This is a genomic window from Streptomyces sp. 3211.6, assembly GCF_003634815.1.
In the GTDB taxonomy this organism is placed as follows: domain Bacteria; phylum Actinomycetota; class Actinomycetes; order Streptomycetales; family Streptomycetaceae; genus Streptomyces; species Streptomyces katrae_A.
Window position 1 is genome coordinate 6070913 of the sequence record NZ_RBXC01000001.1, and the last position, 22592, is coordinate 6093504.

Here is a 22592-nt window from a genome sequence, read left to right on the forward strand (position 1 = left end):
GGCCAGTCCGCGTGCGCCCCCTCGCGCCCTGCCGTGCGCCCGGCCGATCGCGGCGCCCGTGGTTACCCGATCGGGTCGCACACCGGCGCCGGTGGCCGCGTCGACGGAGCCGGGCCCACGCCCGTCCGGATCCTGGCCCGGTCCCGGGCATCCGGCCCGGACCCCCGGCGGAAACGGAGCACCACATGGCGGCACCCGTCCTCACGGACTACCACGTGGACCACACCTCGACCAACCCGGCGAACGCCGGCGCCCCCGTCAAGCTCTTCGTGCGCAGGCGCAACGGCACACCCACGGGCCAACCGAGCAGGCCCGTGCTGATGCTGCACGGCAGGAGCGTCCCCGCCCTGGCCGGCTTCGACCTGCCGTACAAGAAGTACAGCTGGGCCGAGGAGCTGGCGAAGGCGAAGTTCGATGTCTTCGTGATGGAACTCCAGGGCTCCGGGCTGTCGACCCGCCCGATGATGGACGACCCGAAGAACGTCAGCCCCGCACCCGCCCAGCGGCAGCTCCTCGTGCCCCACCCCGATGCGAGCGTGTACCTGGGCCCGGTGGACTACGCCGCCCAGCTCAACAACTCCCAGAGCGACTGGGACGAGGTCGACAAGGTGGTCGACTTCATCCTCGGCCAGACGGGCGCCGCCGAAGTCGACCTCATCGGCTGGTCGGCCGCCGCCCAGCAGTTCGGGCCCTACGCCATCCAGCACCCCGCCAAGGTGCGCAGCCTCTTCCTGCTGGCGCCGATCTTTCCGCCGCAGGGCAGGGCGAGCAAGCCCGGAACCGACTTCGGAGCGCCGGTGCCGCTGCCCGTCTCCACTCCGCCGGCGGCCTTCGGCTACCCGATGACCGTCGGCACGAAGGCCGGCCTCGACCTGGCGTGGGGCAAGGACCTGAAGTGCCCTGACCAGCGTGAGCCCGGCATCGTCGACGAGGTGTGGAAGGCGATCATGGCCGCCGACCCGGTCGGTGCCACCTGGGGAGGCCCTGCAGGGCCCCCTCAGGGGCTCAACCGCATCCGGAACTCGTACTGGTGGGGCTGGAATGCCACCACCGTGCCGCTGCACGGGGTCCTCGGCGGATCGGTTCCCGTGTGCATCGTGTACGGGGAGAACGACACGATCGTGAACACCTCGTCCGACCTGGGCCTGCTGTACTTCTCGGTCCCCGAGCTCTACCGGCGGATCCCCGGGCCGGACAAGCTGATGTTCCGGATCGCCTGCGCGGGGCACCAGGCCCCCTGGGAGCGCGTGGCGAACGACCTCCACACCATGTCGGAGCACTGGCTCAAGCTCGGCAAGGTCGAGGGCGCGACCACCGGCAGCTACTACAGGGACGAGGACGGGGCCCTCACTCCCCTGGAGTGAGGGCCCCGTCGGCGGCACGCGCCGGTCAGCCGGTCAGCCGGTCGCGGCGAGGGCCGCCACCAGGGCCGGGGTGACCTGCTCGACCTGCCACGGGCGGGCGCCGTAGCCCGCCAGGGCCTCGGCCACCGAGCCCGCGTCGGCGTGCCGGGGCGGCTCCCAGCACAGGCGGCGGACGGTGTCCGGGGTGATCAGGTTCTCCTGGGGCAGGTTCAGCCCCTCGGCCAGCTCCGACACGGCCGCACGGGCCGCGGAGAGCCGGGCCGCGGCCGCCGGGTCCTTGTCCGCCCAGGAACGCGGCGGCGGCGGGCCCGAGGGGGCCGCGCCGGGCTGCGGCAGCTCGCTCTCGGGCAGGGCCTTCGCCCGGTCCACGGCGGCCATCCACTGGTCCAGCTGGCGCCGGCCCATCCGCTGCCCGTAGCCGGGCAGGGCCGACAGCGCCTGCACGTTCGCCGGGACGGCCAGGGCCGCCTCCACGATCGCCGCGTCGCCCAGCACCTTGCCCGGGGACACGTCACGGCGCTGCGCGATCCGGTCGCGGGCCTCCCACAGCTCCCGCACCACCGCCATCTGGCGGCGGCGGCGCACCTTGTGCATGCCGGAGGTGCGGCGCCACGGGTCCTTGCGCGGCGGGGCGGGCGGGGCGGAGGCGATGGCGTCGAACTCCTGGCGGGCCCACTCCAGCTTGCCCTGCCGGTCCAGCTCCTTCTCCAGCGCGTCCCGCAGGTCCACCAGCAGCTCCACGTCCAGCGCGGCGTAGCGCAGCCAGGGCTCGGGCAGCGGGCGGGTGGACCAGTCGACGGCGGAGTGCCCCTTCTCCAGCTGGTAGCCGAGGACGCCCTCGACCATCGCCCCGAGCCCGACCCGGGGGAAGCCGGCCAGCCGGCCCGCCAGCTCGGTGTCGAACAGGGTGGTGGGGGCCATGCCTATTTCCCGCAGGCAGGGCAGGTCCTGGGTGGCGGCGTGCAGGATCCATTCCGTGCCGGACAGGGCCTCGCCCAGGGCGGAGAGGTCCGGGCAGCCGACCGGGTCGATCAGCGCGGAGCCCGCGCCCTCGCGGCGCAGCTGCACCAGGTAGGCGCGCTGGCCGTAGCGGTACCCGGAGGCGCGCTCGGCGTCGACGGCGACGGGGCCGGTGCCCGCCGCGAAGGCGGCCACGACCCGGGCGAGCGCCCCGGCGTCGGCCACGACGGGCGGGATGCCCTCGCGGGGCTCCAGCAAAGGAATCGGCAGCCCATCGGACGAAACCTCTTCGTCCGGGGGGCCGCCCCCGGTGGTGGTGCGCAGGTGTGCTGCGGTCTCTTGGGCGTCGGTCACCGGTCAAGGGTATCCGTGTATGTGACGCGCCCGTCGCCGGAACGTTCCGTCGACGGGCGCGATGGGGGAGGCAGGGGCCCCTGCCGGGGTTGCCCGGCGGCCGGCCCGGTGGCTCAGGGCGGGGTCAGTGGATGATCCCCGTCCGCAGCGCGACGGCGACCATTCCGGCCCGGTCACCGGTGCCGAGCTTGCGGGCGATCCGGGCGAGGTGGGACTTGACGGTCAGGGCGGACAGGCCCATCGAGACGCCGATGGCCTTGTTGGACTGCCCCTCCGCGACGAGGCGCAGGACCTCGACCTCGCGGCCGGACAGCTCGCGGTAGCCGCCCGGGTGGCTCGGGGCACCCGGGGGGCGGCGGTGCATACGGGCGGCGGCCGCACCGATGGGGGCGGCGCCGGGCCGGGTGGGGAGTCCGATGTTGGTACGGGTGCCGGTGACCACGTAGCCCTTCACACCGCCCGCGAGGGCGTTGCGCACGGCTCCGATGTCATCGGCGGCGGACAGGGCCAGGCCGTTCGGCCAGCCGGCGGCGCGGGTCTCGGAGAGCAGGGTGAGACCGGAACCGTCGGGCAGGTGGACGTCGGCCACGCAGATGTCGCGCGGGCTGCCGACGCGGGGGCGGGCCTCCGCGATGGACGACGCCTCGATCACGTCGCGGACTCCGAGGGCCCACAGATGGCGGGTCACGGTGGAACGGACGCGCGGGTCGGCCACGACGACCATGGCCGTCGGCTTGTTCGGGCGGTAGGCGACCAGGCTTGCGGGCTGCTCGAGAAGAACGGACACCTAGGCCTCCTGGGGGAGTGGCGGGACGGGCCGGCTCGGGGAAGGAAGCCGGTGCGCACCGTGCGGATGGTCACTGACTCCTTCGGCACGTCACCCGCCCGGCTTTAGGAAATGATCACGATTTGGTGAGTAACAATTCGGGCAATTCGGACGCACGATCGATCAAGGGATGATCAGAAGCCCGCCATGACCGCACGGCTTTGACGCTCCGTCACGCACCCGAGCGATCGCCCCCGCGCCGCCGGACCCCCTCCGGCCGCCCCCGCCCCCTCCGGACGGCCCCTGCGGGCCGCCCGCTACGGGTGGTGCGGACCGCGCCGCTGTGGCAGGGACACCACGCCCGGCGCCCCCTCCGCCGGACCCAGCGGAGGCAGCCCCGCGATCTGGCACAGCAGCTCGCACCAGGACGCCAGGTGCGCGGAGGTGTCCGGCACCCCGCCGACCCCCTCCCGGGGGGTCCACGAGGCCCTGATCTCGATCTGCGTCGCCGGCCGCCGCTCCCCGAGCCCGCCGAAGTAGTGCGAGCTCGCCATGGTCACGGTCCCGCTGGGCTCCCCGTACGCCAGCCCGCGCGCCTCCAGCGCCCCGGTCAGCCAGGACCAGCACACCTCCGGCAGCAGCGGGTCCGCCGCCATCTCCGGCTCCAGCTCCGCCCGTACCAGCGTCACCAGCCGGAAGGTGCCCTGCCAGGCGTCGTGCCCGGCCGGATCGTGGAGCAGGATCAGCCGGCCGTCGGCCAGGTCCTCCTCCCCGTCCACGACCGCGGCCTCCAGCGCGTACGCGTACGGGGCCAGCCGCTGGGGCGGTTTCGTGGGGTCGATCTCGATGCCGGGCCGCAGCCGGGCCTTGCGCATGCCGTCGACCGCCCGTCGGAACGGGAGCGGGACCGAGCTCTCCTTCGCGCCGTCCATACCGTCAGCGCCATCTGAAAATCGTCCCTGAGCCGCAGCCATGCCGGGAAGACTAGGCGGAACGGGCGCCCGTACGGCGCAGGGACACCCGCGCCGGGCCGGGCACTTCTTCATACGTGCGAAGATTTGGGTCGTGAGCGCCAACGACCGCCCCCAGGGCCAGCCGAGTCAGACGTACGATTCCGCCTTCCTGAAGGCCTGCCGGCGCGAGCCGGTACCGCACACCCCGGTGTGGTTCATGAGGCAGGCCGGCCGCTCACTCCCCGAATACCGCAAGGTCCGCGAGGGCACCGGCATGCTCGAGTCCTGCATGCGCCCCGACCTGGTCACCGAGATCACCATGCAGCCGGTGCGGCGCCACGGCGTGGACGCGGCGATCTTCTTCTCCGACATCGTCGTGCCGCTGAAGGCCATCGGCGTCGACCTCGACATCAAGCCGGGCATCGGCCCGGTCGTCGCCCAGCCCATCCGCCGCCGCGAGGACCTCGCACAGCTGCGCGACCTCACCCCGGAGGACGTCGCGTACGTCACCGAGGCGATCGGCATGCTCACGGGTGAACTCGGCAGCACGCCGTTGATCGGCTTCGCCGGCGCGCCGTTCACCCTCGCGAGCTACCTCGTCGAGGGCGGCCCGTCCAAGAACCACGAGCACACCAAGGCCCTGATGTACGGGGACCCGGAGCTGTGGGCGGCCCTCCTCGACCGCCTCGCGGACATCACCTCCGCCTTCCTGAAGGTCCAGATCGAGGCCGGCGCCTCCGCGGTCCAGCTCTTCGACTCCTGGGTCGGCGCCCTGGCCCCGGCGGACTACCGCCGCTCGGTCATGCCCGCGTCGGCGAAGGTCCTGCGGTCCGTCGCCTCGTACGGGGTCCCGCGCATCCACTTCGGCGTGGGCACGGGCGAACTGCTCGGCCTGATGGGCGAGGCCGGCGCGGACGTCGTGGGCGTCGACTACCGGGTCGCCCTGGACGAGGCCGCCCGCCGGGTCGGCCCCGGCAAGGCGCTCCAGGGCAACCTGGACCCGGCCGTCCTCTTCTCCACCACGGAGGCCGTCGAGGCCAAGACGGACGAGGTCCTGGCCGCCGCGGCGGGCCTGGAGGGCCACGTCTTCAACCTCGGCCACGGAGTCCTCCCGACGACCGACCCCGACGCGCTGACCCGCCTGGTGGACTACGTCCACACGAAGACGCAGCGCTAGCCGTCCGGAGCCGGGTGCGGCTGCCTGCGGCGCTGCTCCCCGCCCCGCCCTTCCTCCGTTCCCCGGGGCTGCGCCCCGGACCCCCGTTTGCGCTCAAACGCCGCGCGGGCTGGAATTTCGCTGCGCGAACTCCAGCCCCGCCGGCGTTCGAGGTCCGGGGGCGGAGCCCCCGCTCCGCGCAGCGGCCCCCCTCAGACCCCCGCCGCCCGTACCGCGGAGACCGCCTTGCGGGCGGCGACCAGTACCGGGTCCCACACGGGAGAGAACGGCGGGGCGTAGCCCAGGTCCAGGGACACCACCTGCTCCACCGTCATCCCGGCGGTCAGGGCCACCGCCGCGACGTCCACCCGCTTCGCGGACCCGGCCCCGCCCACGATCTGGACGCCCAGCAGCCGCCCCGTGCGCCGCTCCGCCAGCATCTTCACCGTCATCTCCGCCGCCCCGGGGTAGTACCCCGCCGTGTTCGTCGAGCGGATCGTGGCCGTCACGAAGCGCAGCCCCGCCGCCAGGGCGTCCTTCTCGCGCAGCCCCGTCCGGGCGATCTCCAGGTCGCAGACCTTGCTCACCGCCGTGCCGACCACGCCGGGGAAGGTCGCGTAGCCGCCGCCCACGTTCGTGCCGATGACCTGGCCGTGCTTGTTGGCGTGCGTGCCCAGCGGGATGTGCCGGCCCCGGCCCGCCACCAGGTCCAGGACCTCCACGCAGTCGCCGCCCGCCCAGACGTCCTCGTGGCCCCGGACCCGCATCGACAGGTCCGTCAGCAGGCCCCCCGACTCCCCGAGCGGCAGTCCCGCCTCGCGGGCCAGGGCGGTACGGGGTTCCACACCGATGCCGAGCACCACCACGTCCGCCGGGTACTCCTCGCCCGAGGCCGTGGCGACCGCCCGGGCCCGGCCCTCCTCGTCTTCGAGGACCTTCACCACCTCGGCGCCGGAGACGGTCACGATGCCCATGGCGTTCATCGCGCTGTGCACCAGCCCGCCCATGTCCGGGTCCAGCGTGGCCATCGGCTGCGGGCCCCGGTGCAGGACCGTCACCTCGTACCCCCGGTTGACCAGCGCCTCGGCCATCTCCACGCCGATGTAGCCCGCGCCCACCACGACCGCCCGGCGGCCCCGCGTACGTTCGAGGCCGTCCATCAGGCGCTGGCCGTCGTCCAGGGACTGGACGCCGTACACCCCGTGCGCGCCGATCCCGGGCAGCTTCGGCCGGACGGGGCGGGCGCCGGTCGCCAGGACCAGCTTGTCCCACCCCGTCCACGACTCGGTCCCGCCGTCCAGGTCCCGGGCGCGGACCCGGCGGCCCGGCAGGTCCAGCTCCAGGACCTCGGTACGGGTGCGCAGGTCGATGTCCCGGGCGCGGTGCTCCTCGGGGGTGCGGGCGATCAGCTCGTCGCGTCCGGCGACCTGCCCGCCCACCCAGTACGGGATCCCGCACGCCGAGTACGAGGTGAAGTGCCCCCGCTCGAAGGCGACGATCTCCAGTTCTCCGGGGCCCTTGAGCCGCCGGGCCTGGGACGCGGCGGACATCCCCGCCGCGTCACCGCCGATCACCACCAGTCGTTCCGCCGCCATCGCCCTGCCCGCCCTCCGCGCCGTGCGCCGTCGCCTTCGTTACGGGGACACGCTACGGGCGGACGGCCCGTCAGTCCTCGCCGTCGCGCCCGTCGGCCGCCGGGTCCGGGACCGGGGCCGCGGCCTGACGGGGCACCAGGGTCCGCCGCAGGCCCGTCTTCGGCTTCGCCGGACGCAGCCTGCGGTAGAGGCGGAACCCGAAGGCCGGCAGGGCGGCCGCGAGGGCGAAGGGCAGCACCGCCGCGAGCGCGAGCCCGAGGTACCCGACGAGGCGCGCGAACACCTTCCAGCCTCCGGCCAGGGCATCGCCCATGCCGGGCTCCCGCTCCTTCTTCTCCTTCTCCACCGGGGCCGGATCGGGCTGCGAGACCGACACCGTGAGCGTGCCCATCGAGGTCTGGTCCTTCAGCGCGTTCTGCTGGGCCAGCAGGGACTCCAGGTCCGACTGGCGCCGGCTCAGCTCGCTCTCCAGCATGACCACGTCACTGAGGGCGGAGGCCTTCTCCATCATCTCCCGCACCCGCGCCACGCTGGCCTGCTGCGACTTCACCCGGCTGTCGACGTCGGCGACCTTCTCGGTGACGTCCTGCGCCTCCACCTTCCGGTTCAGCAGCTTCCCGCTGCCCTCCAGGGAGGCGATCACCGCGTCGAAGCGGTCCCCGGGCACCCGCAGGGTCAGGGTGGAGGTGATCCGCCCGTCGTCGCCGCGGTCGGTGGTCTCGGCGCCCACGTAACCGCCCGCGCCCTCGGCGGCCGTCCGGGCCGCCGCGATGACCTTCTGCGGTTCGGCCGTCTCGATGCCCAGCTTCCCCGTACGGATGACGTTCGGCCGGACGGGAGCCTGCGGCTGCCCCTTGGCGTCCGGGGCCGCCGGGGCGGCGGCCGCCCCGGCCCCCGGCTTGCCCTGCGCGCCCTCGCGGGGGGCCGCCGCGGCCGCCCGGTCTCCGGAGGAGGCCGTCCCCCCGCCGGCGCTGCAGCCGGTGAGCACGAGGCCCCCGGCCAGGGACAGGCCGGCCAGGGCCGCCGCCGCGCGGTGCTGTCTGCTGAGCGTGTGCATCGTCAAGTACCCCCGGGGGTTCGGCAGATGTCACCGCTTCGACGTACGCACGGCCGCCCCGGGTTTCGCCCCCCGGATCCCGACCCGGTTCCGATGCGGTCACGTTCGGGCCTCGGCGGACGGTCTGAGACGATGGGTCCATGCACGAAGCGGACACGCGCACGAACGGGGCGGGACGGCCTGGGCCGCCGCGTCATGTCGTCGTCATCGGCGGCGGCATCGCGGGCCTCGCGGCCGCCCACCGGCTCCTCGCCGACGGCCTGCGCGTCACCCTCCTGGAGGCCGGCCGGCGCCTCGGCGGCAAGCTGTACGCGGGCGAGCTCGCCGGAGCCCCCGTCGACCTCGGAGCCGAGTCCGTCCTCGCCCGCCGCCCCGAGGCCCTGGACCTCGCCCGGGCCGTCGGCCTCGGCGACGACCTCCAGCCCCCGGCCACCGCCACCGCCCGGCTCTGGACCCGCGGCGCCCTGCGCGACATGCCCCGGGGCCACGTCATGGGCGTCCCGGGCGACCCGGCCGCCCTCGCCGCCTCCGGAGTGCTGTCCGCCGAAGGCCTCGCCCGGATCGCCGCCGACACCACGCTCCCGCCCACCGAGGTCGGCGAGGACGTCGCCGTCGGCGAGTACGTCGCCGCCCGGATGGGCCGCGAGGTCGTGGACCGGCTGGTCGAACCGCTGCTCGGCGGGGTCTACGCCGGCGACGCCTACCGCATCTCGATGCGCGCCGCCGTCCCGGCCCTCTTCGACGCGGCGCGTGCCCACCCCACCCTGACCGGAGCCGTCCGCGCCCTCCAGGAGGGGGCCGCCGCCCGCGCGGCCGCCGAGCGGACCACCGTCACCGGCGCTGCCGCGTCGGGCGCCTTCTTCGCCGGGATCTCCGGCGGCATCGGCCGCCTCCCGCTCGCCGTCGCCGAAGCCTGCCGGGCCGCCGGAGCCCGCATCCTGACCGGCACCCCGGCGCGCGGCATCGCCCGTACGCCCCAGGGCTGGCGGATCACCACCGACGGCGAGGCACTCGAAGCCGACGGTGTGGTCCTCGCCACCCCGGCGGCCCCGGCCGCCCGGCTGCTCGACGCCCTCGCCCCCGCGGCCGCCGCCGGGCTGCGCGAGGTGGAGTACGCCTCCATGGCCCTGGTCACCCTGGCCTTCCGCCGCTGCGACCTGCCCCCGGCGATCGCCGACGGCACCGCCAGCGGCTTCCTCGTACCGCCCGTGGACGGCCGCACGATCAAGGCGTCCACCTTCTCCAGCAACAAGTGGGCCTGGGCCGGCGCCGACCCCGGGCTCTTCCTGCTGCGCACCTCAGTCGGCCGCCACGGCGACGAGGGCGACCTGAAGCGCGAGGACTCCGAACTCGTCGACGTCTCCCTCGCCGACCTCGGCGAGGCCGTCGGGCTGGCCGCCCGGCCGGTGGCCTCCACCGTCACCCGCTGGGACGGCGGCCTGCCGCAGTACCCCGTCGGCCACCTCGCCCGCGCCGAGCGCATCCGGACCGCCGTGGCCGCCCTGCCCGGCCTCGCGGTCTGCGGCGCCCTCTACGACGGGGTCGGGATCCCGGCCTGCATCGCGAGCGCCGGGAAGGCCGCGCGGGCGGTCACCGCCTCGATGGCCACCCCTGGCACCGAGCACTGATCAGCACACGGGACAATGGACACATGACTGCACCAGAGAAGATTCCCAACGCGGGGAAGAAGGCGAAGGACCTCAACGAGGTCATCCGCTACACCCTGTGGTCCGTCTTCAAACTGAAGGACGTCCTGCCGGAGGACCGCAGCGGCTACGCCGACGAGGTCCAGGAGCTGTTCGACCAGCTCGCCGCGAAGGACATCACCGTCCGCGGCACCTACGACGTCTCCGGCCTGCGCGCCGACGCGGACATCATGATCTGGTGGCACGCCGAGACCTCGGACGAGCTGCAGACCGCCTACAACCTGTTCCGCCGGACCAAGCTGGGCCGCGCGCTGGAGCCGGTGTGGTCGAACATGGCCCTGCACCGCCCCGCCGAGTTCAACAAGTCGCACATCCCGGCGTTCCTGGCCGACGAGGTCGCCCGCGACTACGTCAGCGTCTACCCGTTCGTGCGCTCGTACGACTGGTACCTGCTGCCGGACGAGGACCGCCGCCGCATGCTCGCCGACCACGGCAAGATGGCCCGCGGCTACCCGGACGTGCGCGCCAACACCGTCGCCTCCTTCTCCCTGGGCGACTACGAGTGGCTGCTGGCCTTCGAGGCCGACGAGCTCTACCGCATCGTCGACCTCATGCGCCACCTGCGTGCCTCCGAGGCCCGGATGCACGTCCGCGAAGAGGTGCCCTTCTACACCGGGCGCCGCAAGTCCGTCGCCGATCTGGTGGCCGGGCTCGCCTGATACCTCCCCTGGGGGGAAGGACCGGAGGACGACCGCGCTCTCGCGACATGAGCGGCCTCCGGTGGATCGGGAGGCCCTGCCCCCGAAACGACGCAGCCGGAGATCCCGCCCGGAAGTTCAGACGAGCGGCGGCAGCAGCGCCCTGGGAGCGCTCGCTGCCCCGTCGTCCAGTGTCACCGGTGCGGGCTCCGGATGCGGCGCACAGCTCACGCGCCACCCCGGGGTGGCCCCCGTCAGCAGGTACCGCTCCACCTGCCGGTCCACGCACGCGTTGCGTCCGCCGGCCACCCCGTGGCTGCCCGCCGCCCGCTCCGTCACCAGCGCGGCCCCGGCGCCCAGGCGCCGCTGGAGCTCCAGCGCGCCCGCGTAGGGCGTCGCACCGTCCCGCTCCGCCGCCACGATCAGCGTGCCGGGCAGCCTGCGCGCCCCCGGCTGCGCCCCGACCGCGACCGGCCGCTGCCGCTCGCGCACCGGCCAGCCGGCGCAGGGCAGGTTCAGGAAGGCGTTGGCCCAGGTCTCGAAGGGGGCCCGGCGGGCCAGTTCGGTGTTGTCGCGGTCCCAGGTCTCCCAGTCGGCCGGCCAGGGGGCGTCGTTGCACAGCACCGCCGTGTAGACGGCCGTCGCGTTCGCCGCCCGCTGCGCCCACGCCGGGTCGCGGGCCGCCAGCCGGGTGAGCGGGGCCGGGTTCCCGCGCAGGTAGGCGGAGAGGGCCGCGGCACGCTCGGGCCACACGTCGTCGTAGTACGCCGCCCGCAGGTAGGCCGCCTGGAGTTCGCCCGTACCGACGACCCCGCCCGCCGGGGTGCGGCCCACGGCCGCACGGACCTTCTCGTAGCTCTCCTGCACCGCCCGGGCGGTGCTGCCCAGCCCGTACACGTCGTGGTGGCGGGCGGTCCAGGCGCGGAAGTCGGCCCAGCGGCGCTCGAACCCCCCGGCCTGGCGGAGGTTGTCGAGGTACCAGACGCGGCGCGGGTCCGGGTCGACGGCCGAGTCGAACACCATGCGCCGGACCCGGTCCGGGTGGCGGGTGGCGTACACCGCGCCGAGATAGGTGCCGTAGGAGGCCCCGAAGAAGCTCAGCCGGCGCTCCCCGAGGGCGGCCCGCAGCACATCGAGGTCGCGCGCGTTGTTCAGGGTGGTGTACTGCGCCAGGGCCGTCCCCGCGTGCCGGGCGCAGCCTTCGGCGTAGGCCCGGGCGGCCGCCAGCCGCTCCCGCTTGTACGCCGGGGAGGGCTCGGCCGGGACCTGCGTCGGCCCCTGCGGCAGCTCGGCGGGGTCCTGGCAGGTCAGCGGGCCGGACCGGCCGACCCCGCGCGGGGCGTAGCCGACCAGGTCGTAGGCGGCGGCGATCCGGCTCCAGGCGGGCCGCCCGGCCAGGAGCGGGAAGTACGTCCCGGAGGCCCCGGGCCCGCCGGGGTTGAACACCAGCGCACCCTGCCGGGCGGCGCCCCCGCGGCCGGAGGCGGGGACCCGGGTGACGGTGAGGGAGATCTGCGGGCCGTCCGGGCGGGCGTAGTCGAGCGGGACCCGCAGGAGGGCGCAGCGGACGGGATCGGGCAGTTCCTCGACGGCGGGACACGGCAGGAACTCCAGCGGCCCGCCGCCCCCGGCCGCCGGCGGCCGGGGCATGGGGCGGGTCACGGGGCGGCTGCCCTGCGTCGGGCGGGTCCCGGCCGCCGGACGGACGCCCGGTGCCGGGGCTCCGGCCGCGCCGGTCACCGGCCGCAGGGCGGCAGCGGCGGCTGCCCTGCGGGCGACCAGCTCGGCCCCGGCGTCCTCGGCGGCGAGCCGGTCGGCCGCGGGGTCCCCGCCGCTCGCCCGGGCCGGGACGGCCGGGGCGCACAGGGTGAGGCAGAGGGCCGCCGAGGCGACCCCGTACCGGGCGAGCGTCGTCCGCATGGCGACCCCTTCGTCTCATCGTCCTGTCTGATGAGATGTCAGGGGCGCGCCGCTGTACAGGCGCACCGCCGCACGAGCGGCCCGGGTACGCCCGGTTGTGCTAAGCCGTCGGGTGGACGGTCGCGGCCGGCGGGTTGGCGGTGCGCCGCGCCCAGAGCCAGTACAGGGCCGAGGTGGCCAGCAGCCCGACGATCCACGAGATGTCGGCGCCGTCGAGCTTCTTGGTGATCGCCCCCGTGTACAGCTTGGTGGCGAGGAAGGGGACCTGCACGGCGATGCCGAGGAGGTAGCAGGTCAGCGCGGCGGCGTTCCAGCGGCCGTAGCGGCCGGCCGGGTCGTAGAGGGCCGGGATGTCGACGCGCTCGCGGGAGATCAGGTAGTAGTCCACCAGGTTGATCGCGCTCCACGGCGTGAACACGGTCAGGAGCAGCAGCACGAAGTTCTTGAAGTTGGTCAGGAAGTCGTCGCTGGCGGCGAGCGCGATGACCATGGACGCGGCGATGAAGCCGACGATGTAGGCGGCGCGCACCAGCGGCGAGACGCGCGAGCGGCGGTCGAAGGCGGTGACGGTCGTCAGGATCGACATGAAGCCGCCGTACGCGTTCAGGCAGTTGACGGTCAGCTTGCCGACCACGATGACCAGGTAGATGAGGAACGCGAGGAACGCCGGGCCCGCCAGCCGGCCGAGGAAGCCCACCTGGTCGGGCAGGAAGGCCTTGCCCGCGACGGCCGCGGTGAGCGCCCCCAGCGTCATGGCCCACTGCGATCCGATGACGGAGCCGGCGAAGGTGGACCAGAACGTCGCGCGGGTGCTGGTGTCACGGGGCAGGTAGCGGGAGTAGTCGGCGACGTAGGGGCCGAAGGTGAGCTGCCAGCCGGCCCCGAGTCCCACGGCGAGCAGGAAGGTCGCCGCCTCGAACCCCTTGGCGCCGACGTGCGCCCCGACGTCGAACTGCGTGAACAGCCGCACCATCAGGTAGCCGAGGCCGAGCGCTCCGACGACGGTGGCGATGCGGCCCGCGATGTGGATGAGCCGGTAGCCGGTCACCGCGACCAGGGCGGTCAGCGCTCCGAAGAGCAGGATCCCGGCGTCCGTCCCGATGTGCAGCATCGCGGACATCGCCTGCCCGGCCAGCACGCTGCCGGTCGCTGCGAAGCCGAGGTACATGAGGATCACCAGCAGCAGCGGCAGGACCGCGCCGTACACCCCGAACTGGGCCCGGCTGGAGATCATCTGAGGTACGCCCAGCCGCGGTCCCTGCGCGGAGTGCAGCGCCATGACGATGCCGCCGAGCAGGTTGCCGAGGAGCAGCGCGGGTATCGCCCAGAGCGCGTCGGCGCCGAAGACGACCGACAGCGCGCCGTCGACTATGGCGGTGATCTGCATGTTGGCGCCGAACCAGAGGGTGAACTGGCTGCGCGGCGTACCGTGCCGCTCGCTGTCCGGGACCGCCTCGATGGTCCGTCTCTCCACCGCGAGGCGGTCCCCGGGCGCTTGTCTCTCCGGCATGGTGGTGGCCTCTCCCCGCAGCTGTTGCGGCGCAGCCGGGATGAGCTCCGCCGTCGACCCAGGTGGTGCTGCGCCGAATCTGGCATGGGGATGTACAAACATCAAGATCTTGAATGGCAAATTTCACTGGGTGGTACGGCGCTGCCCGCAGCCGGCGCCCGGGCGATCCCGGGCGCCGGGGCGGGGCCGTTCAGGAGCTGCTGGAACAGCTGGATCCGCTGCTGCAACTGGACCCGCTGGAACAGCTGGACCCGCTGCTGCAACTGGACCCGCTGGAACAGCTCGACCCGCTCGAACAGCTGGAGGACCCCCCGCAGCCCGACCCGCCGCCGCAGCTCGAACCGGAACTCCCGCACCCGGAACCGCCGCCGCAGCCGCCGGACCCCGAAGACCCGCCGTCGCCCGAGGCGCACCACACCACGGGGACCAGATCGACGGAATCCGACGAGGAACCGCACGCATGCGAGGAATGCGAGGAGTGCGAGGAGCCCCCGGCGGACGACCGCCCCCGCCCCCGCGCCTGGGCCGCGGCCAGCCGGGTACCGCGCGCCGCGGGCACCAGCTGCGCCCGCAGCCCCGGATCCCGCAGCCCCTTCAGCCCGTACAGCGCGGTCCGCACCGCCGGGGCCGTGTCGGCGGCGGCGTGCCGCGCCCGCGCCCGCCGCAGCGCGCCCCGGCCCGCCGGGGTCACCCGCCGCCGCGCCCGCCTGGCGCCGAACGCACCCGCCACGATGCCGGCCACCAGCACCGGCAGCACCTTGAGCACGAACGGCAGCTGCGCCTCCTGCGTCAGCGCCATCGCCACGAACGTCACCGGCAGCGACACCGGGATCAGCGCCGCGCACACCACCGCCTGCACCAGCCCCCAGCGCCGCCGCCCCCGCCCCGTCCCGGGGGCCGCGATCATCCCGCGCGCGGCGAGGGCGTCCCCCACCTCCTGCACGGCCGGGTCCACCATGGCGGCGTACCGCACCTGGTAGAGCCACCCGGACGGCGCGGAGCGCAGCGCCGACAGCACGGCCCGCTCGGCGGGGTCCGCCCCCCGGGCCCGCCGGCCCTCGTGGACGATGCCCGGGCCGCCCGCCACCAGCCGGCCGTCCCCGAGCAGCGCGACGAGCGCCGCGTCCACCACCGCCCCGGGCCCACCCGCCAGGAACGCCGCCTCGGACAGGTCGTGCACCTCGGGCGTCCCGGCCACCCGCGCCCGCCGCGGCCCGAGCAGCAGCCCGAGACTCGACAGGAGGACGGCGGCCCAGACCGCTGCGGCCAGCCCGTTCACCGTCCGCCCCGCCCCGCCAGCGCACGCGCCCAGCGCACGATCCGCCGGGGCGGCCGCGCCCCGGCCCGCTCCCGCCACCAGGCGGTGAGCCGGCGGCGCGCGGCCGGGTCCTCGGGCAGGTCCCGGATCAGCAGGTGCTCCGCGAAGTCCAGCGCGTCACGCCGGTATCCGCCCGTCATCGGGCGCCGCCGCGCGTACGCCAGGAAGGCCGTGCGGTAGGCCTCCGGACCGCCCAGGATCCCGGGCAGCTCGGGCGCGACCTTCACCACCACGGACGCCCGCTTGGCGGCCAGCGCCCGCGACTGGATCCGCACCCGCTGCCGGTCGAACCCCTCGGGCACGGGCGTCCCGGCGACGAGCGCCGACAGCAGCGCGGCCTGACCGAGCCCCACCCGCGTCCGCACGGCCTCGGCGACGGGAGCGGGCGCTTCAGCACGCACGGCCAGGGGCTCGCGGAGGCGCACCGTACCCCCCGCCCCGGCTCCCACCACCGCGCGGATCCGCTCCAGCTCCCCGGCCAGTTCCTCCGCCTCGGGGAAGTCCTCGTCCCGCTCCAGCAGCACGCCCGGCGGATCCACCCGTTCCCGCAGCCCCGCCAGCACGTCGAGCACCACCGGCGGCACCGGGTGCGCGTGGGTGTCGTGCCAGACGCCTTCGCGTTCCACACCACCCGCCACGTGCACGTACGCCAGCGCCTCCAGCGGGATCGAGTCCAGCACGGCGGCCGGGTCCTCACCCCGGTTGACCCGGTTGGTGTGCAGGTTCGCCACGTCGACGAGCAGCCGTACGCCGGTCCGTTCGACCAGCTCGGTCAGGAACTGCCCCTCGGTCAGCTCCTCCCCGGGCCAGGACACCAGCGCGGCGATGTTCTCCAGCGCCAGCGGAACCGGCAGCGCGTCCTGGGCGATGCGTACGTTCTCGCACAGCACGTCCAGGGCGTCCCGGGTCCGGGGCACGGGCAGCAGGTGCCCGGCCTCCAGCGCGGGCGAGGAGGTGCGCACGAAGGCGATGTGCTCGGTGACCAGGGGCGCCCCCAGCGCCACGGCCCGCTCCCCGAGCGCGGCCAGCTTCCCCGCGTCGGGCCGGTCGGCGCCGCCGATGCCCAGCGAGACCCCGTGCGGCACGACCCGGACGCCGCGCTCGCGCAGCCGCAGCAGGGACTCGGGCAGATGGCCCGGGCACACGTTCTCGGCCACCACCTCGACCCAGTCCAGCCCCTCCAGCCGCTCCACCGCCTCGGCGATCTCCGGCCTCCAGCCGATGCCCACCCCCAGGCGTGCCATGGGCTTCATGTCCCCCTCGCCCCCTCTCAAGGACTCCGTGCCGATGTCATGGCCCCGACGCGAACGGGCCAACCACCGGGAGGGGACGTTCAGAGCAACATTTGAGGTTCCCCGCGCCGGTCCTCCCCGCCAGCCCCCCGCTGGCCGCCCCCCGCTGGCCGCCCCCCGGCTGTTGCCCGGGCGGCTGCGGCCGGCGCCGGCCCTCTCAGTACCGGTACCAGTCGCCGGCCGCCGGCAGGGCCCGCCGCAGGTAGTCCTCCAGGCCGCCGGCCGCCCAGGAACGCCCGTCGGACTCGTGGTCCCACACGAAGACGTCGGACCGCTCCGGCACCCGCACGACGCCGAACAGGTCCCCTCCGCCGTTGTCCCCGAAGAACATCAGCGGTTCGAAGGGCATGTACAGCGAGGCGAATTCCGGCGTACCGCGCAGCTCCGCGTTCTCCCGGGCGATCCGCCGGGCGCTCCACACCACATCGGTGCCGTGCCGTCCGGCCACCCCGTCGCAGACCCGCAGCAGCGAGGCCAGGTCGCCGGGCAACGGCTGCCCCAGCACCCGCTCCACCCCCGCGAGATCCGCCCCGTCCGCTGGCCCGGCGAGCTCCGCCTCCGGCAGAAGACCAAGAATCAGTTCCCGCCAGTCCACAGCCGGGCCCCTTCCACCACGTGCAACGAAATCCCGGCGACGCTAACGCACCCGCCGGGCCGCTCCACCGGCGGGGGCCCGGCGGGTCACCAGTTGGGGTCGAGGACCAGCGGGGCGTCCCCGTCGGCCAGCCACGCGTCGAACTCCTCCGGCGTCAGCAGCACCGGAGCCCCCGTCCCCGCGGCAGTCAGCGCGGCCAGGACGGTGGCCTCGGCCAGCCGGCGCGTGGCCGCGTCCGGCGCCGTCCACGCGGCCTGCGCGGCGGCGCCGGCCCGGGCCGTACGGTTCATGCGGCGGTGCCCAGCGCCGCCAGGTGGGCCCGGGCCTCGGCCACCATCCGGGCGGACCGCTCATGGACCCGGCCGTCCTCGCCTGCGGGCGGGACCTTCATCACCGCGACGGTCATGCAGGCGAGATCGAAGGCCTCCTTGACCTGGGCACGCTGCCCCGGGCCGTAGGCGGCGTAGTCGTCGCAGCCGTGGACCAGGGCGGTGAAGGCGGGCAGCCGCTCCCGCAGGGCCGCGCCGAGGTCCCCCAGCACGAGGCGGATCTCCCGGCTGCGCTGGAACACCTCGGACAGGGTGCGCCGGGCCCCGGTCAGCTCGGCCTCCGCCTCTCGGAGCCGGTCCGCGAGCTTTCGCTGGTCCTCGCGGACCCCACGGCCCAGCCATTCGAGCAGGGCCCCCGTGACGAGGAGCGCGGGGGCGGCGATGAAGGCCGTGGCCAGGACCGTCGTCCCGGCGGCCACCCCGCCGCCGCCCGCGGCGAGCGAACCGCCGCCCAGCCAGGCCAGGGTGGCGCTGCTCGCCGCGGCCCCGGAGAGGCTGGAGATGGCCGTACCGGTGGAGGCGGTGGCGAAGGTGCCGACGGCCAGGTAGGCGGCCGCGCCGACCCCCGCACCGGCGACGGCGCCTCCGGCGACCGATCCGACGGCGGCGGCCGCCAGCTGCCAGGTCTCCCGCAGCTCCACGTCCACGGTGGTGTGCGCAGCCGAGTCCACCGGAGCCAGCTCCGCGAGGTCAACCCCCCGCAGCCGCCGCAGGTCCTCGCAGAACGGGACGAGGACCTGCTCGTAGACGGCGCGCCGCGCCTCCTCCTGGGCGGTGTTCTCCTGCACGACGTGCCGCTCCAGCTTCTTGCGGCGGCGGCCCAGCCGTTCGTGCTCCCGCCGGTTGTCCCGCGACAGCACGAACGCCTGGTACATGGCCACGGGCATACGGCGTGTCCCCCCTGCTCCACGGACTGACGGTGAATCAGGCTAGCGCCGCCGACGGCTGGAGAGCGGGGAAGCCCGACATCCGGTACGCCCGCCACCTGGCACGCCTGATGCCCGGCGCCCCCGCCCCCCCGCCCCGGGCCGGCCGCCGGAGTCGTGTCCGCTACAGCCGGGCGCGCAGGGCCGGGTGGTCCGCGACGACCGTGCAGCTGCCCGGAGCGGTTGCCTCTCCGGAGACACGAGCAGATCTCAGCCAGGTGGCCTGCGGCCGGGGCAGTGCGGTAGACACAGCAGCGCGCCCCCAGTTCAGGTGCGAGGGCCGCGCGATGCCGGCCGGGGCGGTCTTCAGGCGAGGGGCATGCCCAGTGGGGTCAGAGCTCGGTGAGGCAACCCTCGGAACGGAGGGTGGTCAGGCGTTGGCCCAGGCGTTCGCTGCCGCGAGATCGGGCGCGGTGCCGACCACGGTGTACATGAAGCCGTTCCACTCCTCCAGCACCCGCGGCTCCTCCGGGCGCAGGTGGCTGCCGCCGCCGTTCACCGGTCGGTGACGTCTGCCGACGTCCATCGGCGCGCGGCGGCGTTCGTTGTAGGCCGCGAGCGGGTCGGTGGGGTCGACGCGGGGAGTCGCACGGGACGGCTGGTTGGGCGGTCCGGGGCGGCGGTGCTTGGCCATGGAAGCCATCGTCCCAGGACTTCAGGGGCGCGGGAGCGGTAGACCGGGAATCCGCGGATGCCGCAGGTGCTGACCGCCGTCGTACACGTGCAGGGTGAACGACGACGGCTCGGGCCGGCCCGCCTCGTCGTAGGAGGTGAGCACGTTCTCGATGCGCTCCCACAGTCGTACCGGTCCGCCCTCGCGTATCTGCCAGTCGTCGCCGTGCGGGGTGAGGAGGGCAGCGGAACCGGTGACGGTGTCGGCCACGAGCACGCTCTCGCCGAGCCAAGTCAGCTGCGCGTCCGGCACGGCGGTCTGGGCGAGGAACCGCAGGTGGAACGCTTCGTCGGTCGCGGCTGTGATCCGCTGCGGCGAGTGCCTGGCGAAGCGGCTGTGGACGTTGGCGCGGTCGGCCCAGTGGTCCGGGTTGCCGAACGCGGGGGCCGCGTGGGTGCGGGCCGACATGAAGGACACGGTTCCCGGCAGCAGCCGGCCCTCTGCCGTGCCGTCCTCGTCGACGGTGAGCAGGACGCGGGCGTATCCGTAGAGCCAGCCCGACAGGGTGAGCAGGATCTTGCCGCCCGGCCGGGTCTGGGCGAGCAGAGCCGGCGGAACGGCGCGGAAGGAGCAAGCGGCCACAATCCGATCGAAGGGCGCTTGGGGCCAGTAGCCGTACACCCCGTCCGCGACCGCGAGGGTGGGACTGTAGCCGCACTCGTGCAGCGCGTTGGCGGCTTGGGCGAGCCGGTGGGGGTCGACCTCGACGGAGGTGACCAACTCCGAGCCGAGGCGTTCGCAGGCCAGCGCGGTCGAGTAGCCGGTGCCGGCCCCGATCTCCAGCACCCGGTGTTCCTCTCGGATGTCGGCGTCGGCCCACATCCGTAGGACGAGGGAGGGCAGGGTGGAGGAGGAGGTGGGTGCTCCGCCGTGCCGGGCGGTGGGCTGGGTCCAGTCGGGTTCGTCGCCGTCGAACTGGGTGATGAGCGTGGTGTCGGTGTAGGTGGTTGACAGCCACCGGCCGTAGTCGATCTCGGCGGTGACCGGCTCCCACACCGGCAGCCCGAGTGAGTCGCGGTCGTCGGCGGGAAGGTAGAAGCCGGGGATGAACTGGTGCCGTGGCACCTGGTCCACGGCCGCCCTCCACGAGGGATCGGTCAGTACGCCGTCCTCCGCGAGTGCTTCGGCCATCGTGTGACGCAGCTGGGCGGCGTCGGTGTTCGGGTCGGCGGGCGAGGTCACGGCCTGCCGCCTCCTTCCTGAGCGAGGATGTCGGCGAACGCTTCGGTGATGGCGGGCGCGTCGGGGAGCCAGCCCCACTGACCGTTCGGATTGCACTCGATGGCCGTCCAGTGCTTCGCCTGGTCGCCGTCGCCGGTCAGGGCGAAGTCGAAGCACCCGAAGAGCAGACCGAAGGAGTCCAGGTAGGCGCGCGCTGCGGCAGCGATCGGCGAGGGAACATCGATGGGGGTGTGGATCAGCTTGCTCCAGTCGCCGCGCCGCCAGTCCAGCGCGCCATCGGATGCTTCGACACGGCTGGCGAACACCTGCCGGTCGACCACGGTCATCCGCACGTCGCCAGTCTTGCGTACCTCGGCCTGAAACAGGTGGGGCATCACCGACAGGGAGTCGTCGAAGGTGTCAGGGTCAACGCGCTGGGCCCAGATCGCCCCGGCGTTCCCGTCCTCGCCGACGGGCAGGCCCCGGAAAGGCTTGTAGATGACCGGCCCGTGCTCGGCGGCGAACCCTCGGGCTTGCGCGGCGTCGTTGGTGACCAGTGTCGCCGGGATGGTGAAACCGAGCTCCGTGAACCGCTGAAGCTGGGTGGGCTTGAACTCGGCGCGGGCGACGGCAAGCGGATGGTTGACGTAGAGGGCGCCGGTCAGGCTGTGGAGGACACCGTTGAGGCCGTGGCGGGCTTCGGCAGTGCAGAAGTCCCGTTGCTGGGCGGGCAGGTGCCCGTAGCGGGCGGTGTACGGGGTGGGGCGGCGGTAGTACACCGCCGCCACCTCCCCTAGCTCCACCTCCCGGCTCGCCGTGGCAAGGCGCCCGCTCCAGGACGGGTCCCCGCCTCCGATGCGCGCACCGAAGGACAACCCGGCACAGATGTCGGCCGGGTCGGCGCGCACCACCCGTACGTCACGCTCGTTGAGCGCGCCGATGACGAGGTCCGCGGTGACGTCCTCCAGCGCGGTGAGGACCAGGACGGTGGAGGTCATGGGTCAGTCCGAGCTGTAGTCGGGGTTGGAGTCATCCGCGGTCTGCGGCTGCGGGCTGGACCCGTCACTGCCCCCGGACTGGGACGTGGTCGGGCTGGTCTGGTTGGTGCCGTGCTGACCCATCTCGACCCGCTGGCCGGTGGTGTCGGTGTAGACGGCGGTCTGCGAGGACGGCTCCAGCGTCACGGCCGCGTAGGCCGGGGCGCCGATCGGGAGCCTGTCGGTGACCAGCCGCATCGCCCATGGCGGCAGGAGTGTGAGTGTTGCGGTGCGCATTGTGGCGCTCCTCTCGATGAGTGTGAGTGGTGCTGGTCGGCCCTGCGGGCCGGGGCGCAGCCCACAAGGAGCGGGGTCGGCTGGGGGCTGCGCGCCGGCCAGCAGGGGAGGCCCGGTCGGCCGAGTGGCGCCGACTCCACGCGGCCGGCCGGGGGTCTACTCGCTGGGCGAGTCCAACGGGGTTACGCCGGCTCGACGTTCTCGACGGCGGTGGTGAACTCGCGTCCGGACGCGTTCCGGATGTAGGCGAGGTCCACCCAGTGCTCGATGCCTGTGTTCGAGACGTTCTCGGTGACGACGGCCATCAGCACGCCCTCGGCTCCGGACGGGATGTCGCGGACGCGCTTCCAGAGCAGCCGGTGCGGCTGGTACTCGTACCGCTCACTCATCCGCCACCGCCGACAAGGTGCTGAGAAACCGCTCCCAGCCGATGCGGGCCCGGTCGAGTAGGTCCGCGCTGGGCAAGGCGAGCGGGGCAGTGGTGGAGGCCTGGGCGTCTGGATTGTCCAGGCTCATCACGCCACGGGATGCGGTCTTGTCACAGTGGCTCCCTACCGTCGTCAGCGGGTGGTGAGACCAGTCAACGGCGAGACGATGGCGTGGGACCATCTCCGATGCGGCATGCGCATACGGATATGCGCGCAGCGGGTACGGGCAGGGGCCCGGAGCGGATGAAACCCGAGACTGGGGGCAGGCGCGTTGAGGATTTCGCCGACGGTCCGAGAAGCGTCGCGGGCGAAGGACTACGGCAAGGTCATCGAGCTGGTCCGAAAGGACGCTCGCATGACGCAGGCACAGTTAGGCCAGGCGTGCGGACTGTCCCAGTCAGCCATCTCCCGGCTGGAGAAACGAGGACCTGGGGCATACGCGACAGACGTCCTGGCAGCGGCCGCCGTAGGCCTGGGGATTCCCGGCTCCCTCGTGGGCCTCGCCGACGCGGCAACACGAGATGGGTTCGAGCACGTGGAACGACGAAACTTCATGAGCGGCCTAGGAGCAGCCGCCGCCACCCCGATACTGGCAGCCCTCCCAGACCCAGGCGAGG

At 74.1% G+C, this 22592-nt stretch carries 22 protein-coding genes and 1 pseudogene; 5 read left to right on the forward strand and 18 right to left on the reverse strand.

The window, feature by feature from the left end; genetic code table 11:
- The first annotated feature begins 185 nt into the window (after nucleotides 1-185).
- Complete coding sequence (locus BX286_RS27965) at nucleotides 186-1364, forward strand: alpha/beta fold hydrolase (protein ID WP_121016620.1); 1179 nt, start codon at nucleotides 186-188, stop codon at nucleotides 1362-1364.
- A gap of 33 nt (nucleotides 1365-1397) precedes the next feature.
- On the opposite strand, the gene BX286_RS27970 is transcribed toward BX286_RS27965, so the two are convergent.
- From BX286_RS27970 to BX286_RS27980, 3 genes are all read right to left on the reverse strand, one after another.
- Entirely contained in the window at nucleotides 1398-2678 is a 1281-nt protein-coding gene (locus BX286_RS27970; protein WP_100862651.1) for a ribonuclease D, read from the reverse strand.
- A gap of 124 nt (nucleotides 2679-2802) precedes the next feature.
- The gene (locus tag BX286_RS27975; RefSeq protein ID WP_007267191.1) at nucleotides 2803-3465 is read right to left on the reverse strand and encodes a response regulator transcription factor; all 663 of its coding nucleotides are present in this window, start codon (nucleotides 3463-3465) and stop codon (nucleotides 2803-2805) included.
- A gap of 296 nt (nucleotides 3466-3761) precedes the next feature.
- Entirely contained in the window at nucleotides 3762-4418 is a 657-nt protein-coding gene (locus BX286_RS27980; protein WP_079430279.1) for a DUF3000 domain-containing protein, read from the reverse strand.
- A gap of 91 nt (nucleotides 4419-4509) precedes the next feature.
- Between BX286_RS27980 and hemE the strand changes: the two genes are divergently transcribed.
- The gene (gene hemE / locus BX286_RS27985) at nucleotides 4510-5574 is read left to right on the forward strand and encodes a uroporphyrinogen decarboxylase (RefSeq protein ID WP_079430280.1); all 1065 of its coding nucleotides are present in this window, start codon (nucleotides 4510-4512) and stop codon (nucleotides 5572-5574) included.
- A 191-nt stretch (nucleotides 5575-5765) separates the two neighbouring features.
- Here hemE and BX286_RS27990 read toward each other — a convergent pair whose 3' ends face one another.
- Together BX286_RS27990 and BX286_RS27995 are read right to left on the reverse strand one after the other, a co-directional pair.
- Nucleotides 5766-7148 (reverse strand): FAD-dependent oxidoreductase, encoded by a 1383-nt coding sequence (locus BX286_RS27990; protein ID WP_121016622.1) that lies wholly within the window; start codon nucleotides 7146-7148, stop codon nucleotides 5766-5768.
- Between the two features lie 70 nt (nucleotides 7149-7218).
- The gene (locus BX286_RS27995) at nucleotides 7219-8205 is read right to left on the reverse strand and encodes a DUF4349 domain-containing protein (protein WP_100862649.1); all 987 of its coding nucleotides are present in this window, start codon (nucleotides 8203-8205) and stop codon (nucleotides 7219-7221) included.
- A 140-nt stretch (nucleotides 8206-8345) separates the two neighbouring features.
- On the opposite strand from BX286_RS27995, the gene hemG reads away from it, so the two are divergent.
- On the forward strand, nucleotides 8346-9833 hold the full coding sequence (gene hemG / locus BX286_RS28000; RefSeq protein WP_079430283.1) for a protoporphyrinogen oxidase: 1488 nt from the start codon (nucleotides 8346-8348) through the stop codon (nucleotides 9831-9833).
- A 23-nt stretch (nucleotides 9834-9856) separates the two neighbouring features.
- Nucleotides 9857-10570 (forward strand): hydrogen peroxide-dependent heme synthase, encoded by a 714-nt coding sequence (gene hemQ / locus BX286_RS28005; RefSeq protein ID WP_042813891.1) that lies wholly within the window; start codon nucleotides 9857-9859, stop codon nucleotides 10568-10570.
- Nucleotides 10571-10687: 117 nt separating this feature from the next.
- On the opposite strand, the gene BX286_RS28010 is transcribed toward hemQ, so the two are convergent.
- From BX286_RS28010 to BX286_RS28065, 13 genes are all read right to left on the reverse strand, one after another.
- Nucleotides 10688-12469 (reverse strand): alpha/beta hydrolase, encoded by a 1782-nt coding sequence (locus tag BX286_RS28010; protein ID WP_261993526.1) that lies wholly within the window; start codon nucleotides 12467-12469, stop codon nucleotides 10688-10690.
- Nucleotides 12470-12569: 100 nt separating this feature from the next.
- Nucleotides 12570-13979, reverse strand: a complete 1410-nt coding sequence (locus tag BX286_RS28015) for a cytosine permease (RefSeq protein WP_121016623.1) — start codon at nucleotides 13977-13979, stop codon at nucleotides 12570-12572.
- Nucleotides 13980-14169: 190 nt separating this feature from the next.
- A complete protein-coding gene (locus BX286_RS28020; protein ID WP_261993527.1) occupies nucleotides 14170-15258 on the reverse strand; it encodes a TIGR04222 domain-containing membrane protein in 1089 nt (362 codons plus the stop codon).
- Complete coding sequence (locus tag BX286_RS28025) at nucleotides 15255-16550, reverse strand: DUF692 domain-containing protein (RefSeq protein WP_121016625.1); 1296 nt, start codon at nucleotides 16548-16550, stop codon at nucleotides 15255-15257. The genes BX286_RS28020 and BX286_RS28025 overlap by 4 nt, the downstream gene beginning before the upstream one ends.
- Before the next feature lie 196 nt (nucleotides 16551-16746).
- Nucleotides 16747-17184: an SMI1/KNR4 family protein gene (locus BX286_RS28030; protein WP_079430285.1), complete on the reverse strand. Its 438-nt coding sequence runs from the start codon at nucleotides 17182-17184 to the stop codon at nucleotides 16747-16749.
- 86 nt (nucleotides 17185-17270) lie between these two features.
- Nucleotides 17271-17474, reverse strand: coding sequence for a hypothetical protein (locus BX286_RS28035; RefSeq protein ID WP_079430286.1), 204 nt, complete (start codon nucleotides 17472-17474; stop codon nucleotides 17271-17273).
- Entirely contained in the window at nucleotides 17471-18400 is a 930-nt protein-coding gene (locus BX286_RS36755) for a hypothetical protein (RefSeq protein ID WP_187344207.1), read from the reverse strand. Before BX286_RS36755 ends, BX286_RS28035 begins: the two co-directional genes overlap by 4 nt.
- A 163-nt stretch (nucleotides 18401-18563) precedes the next feature.
- Nucleotides 18564-18689, reverse strand: coding sequence for a hypothetical protein (locus tag BX286_RS37570; protein WP_261993528.1), 126 nt, complete (start codon nucleotides 18687-18689; stop codon nucleotides 18564-18566).
- 120 nt (nucleotides 18690-18809) lie between these two features.
- A complete protein-coding gene (locus BX286_RS28045; RefSeq protein WP_079432010.1) occupies nucleotides 18810-19073 on the reverse strand; it encodes a DUF6087 family protein in 264 nt (87 codons plus the stop codon).
- 21 nt (nucleotides 19074-19094) lie between these two features.
- The gene (tgmC, locus tag BX286_RS28050) at nucleotides 19095-20294 is read right to left on the reverse strand and encodes an ATP-grasp peptide maturase system methyltransferase (protein WP_079430288.1); all 1200 of its coding nucleotides are present in this window, start codon (nucleotides 20292-20294) and stop codon (nucleotides 19095-19097) included.
- A complete protein-coding gene (tgmB, locus tag BX286_RS28055; RefSeq protein WP_121016626.1) occupies nucleotides 20291-21271 on the reverse strand; it encodes an ATP-grasp ribosomal peptide maturase in 981 nt (326 codons plus the stop codon). Before tgmB ends, tgmC begins: the two co-directional genes overlap by 4 nt.
- Nucleotides 21272-21274: 3 nt before the next feature.
- A complete protein-coding gene (gene tgmA, locus BX286_RS28060) occupies nucleotides 21275-21547 on the reverse strand; it encodes a putative ATP-grasp-modified RiPP (RefSeq protein WP_237293140.1) in 273 nt (90 codons plus the stop codon).
- A gap of 182 nt (nucleotides 21548-21729) precedes the next feature.
- The gene (locus BX286_RS28065) at nucleotides 21730-21936 is read right to left on the reverse strand and encodes a hypothetical protein (RefSeq protein WP_121016628.1); all 207 of its coding nucleotides are present in this window, start codon (nucleotides 21934-21936) and stop codon (nucleotides 21730-21732) included.
- Between the two features lie 394 nt (nucleotides 21937-22330).
- Between BX286_RS28065 and BX286_RS38085 the strand changes: the two are divergent.
- Nucleotides 22331-22411, forward strand: a pseudogene (locus BX286_RS38085) (helix-turn-helix domain-containing protein); the annotation flags it as partial.
- Nucleotides 22412-22592 lie beyond the last annotated feature (181 nt).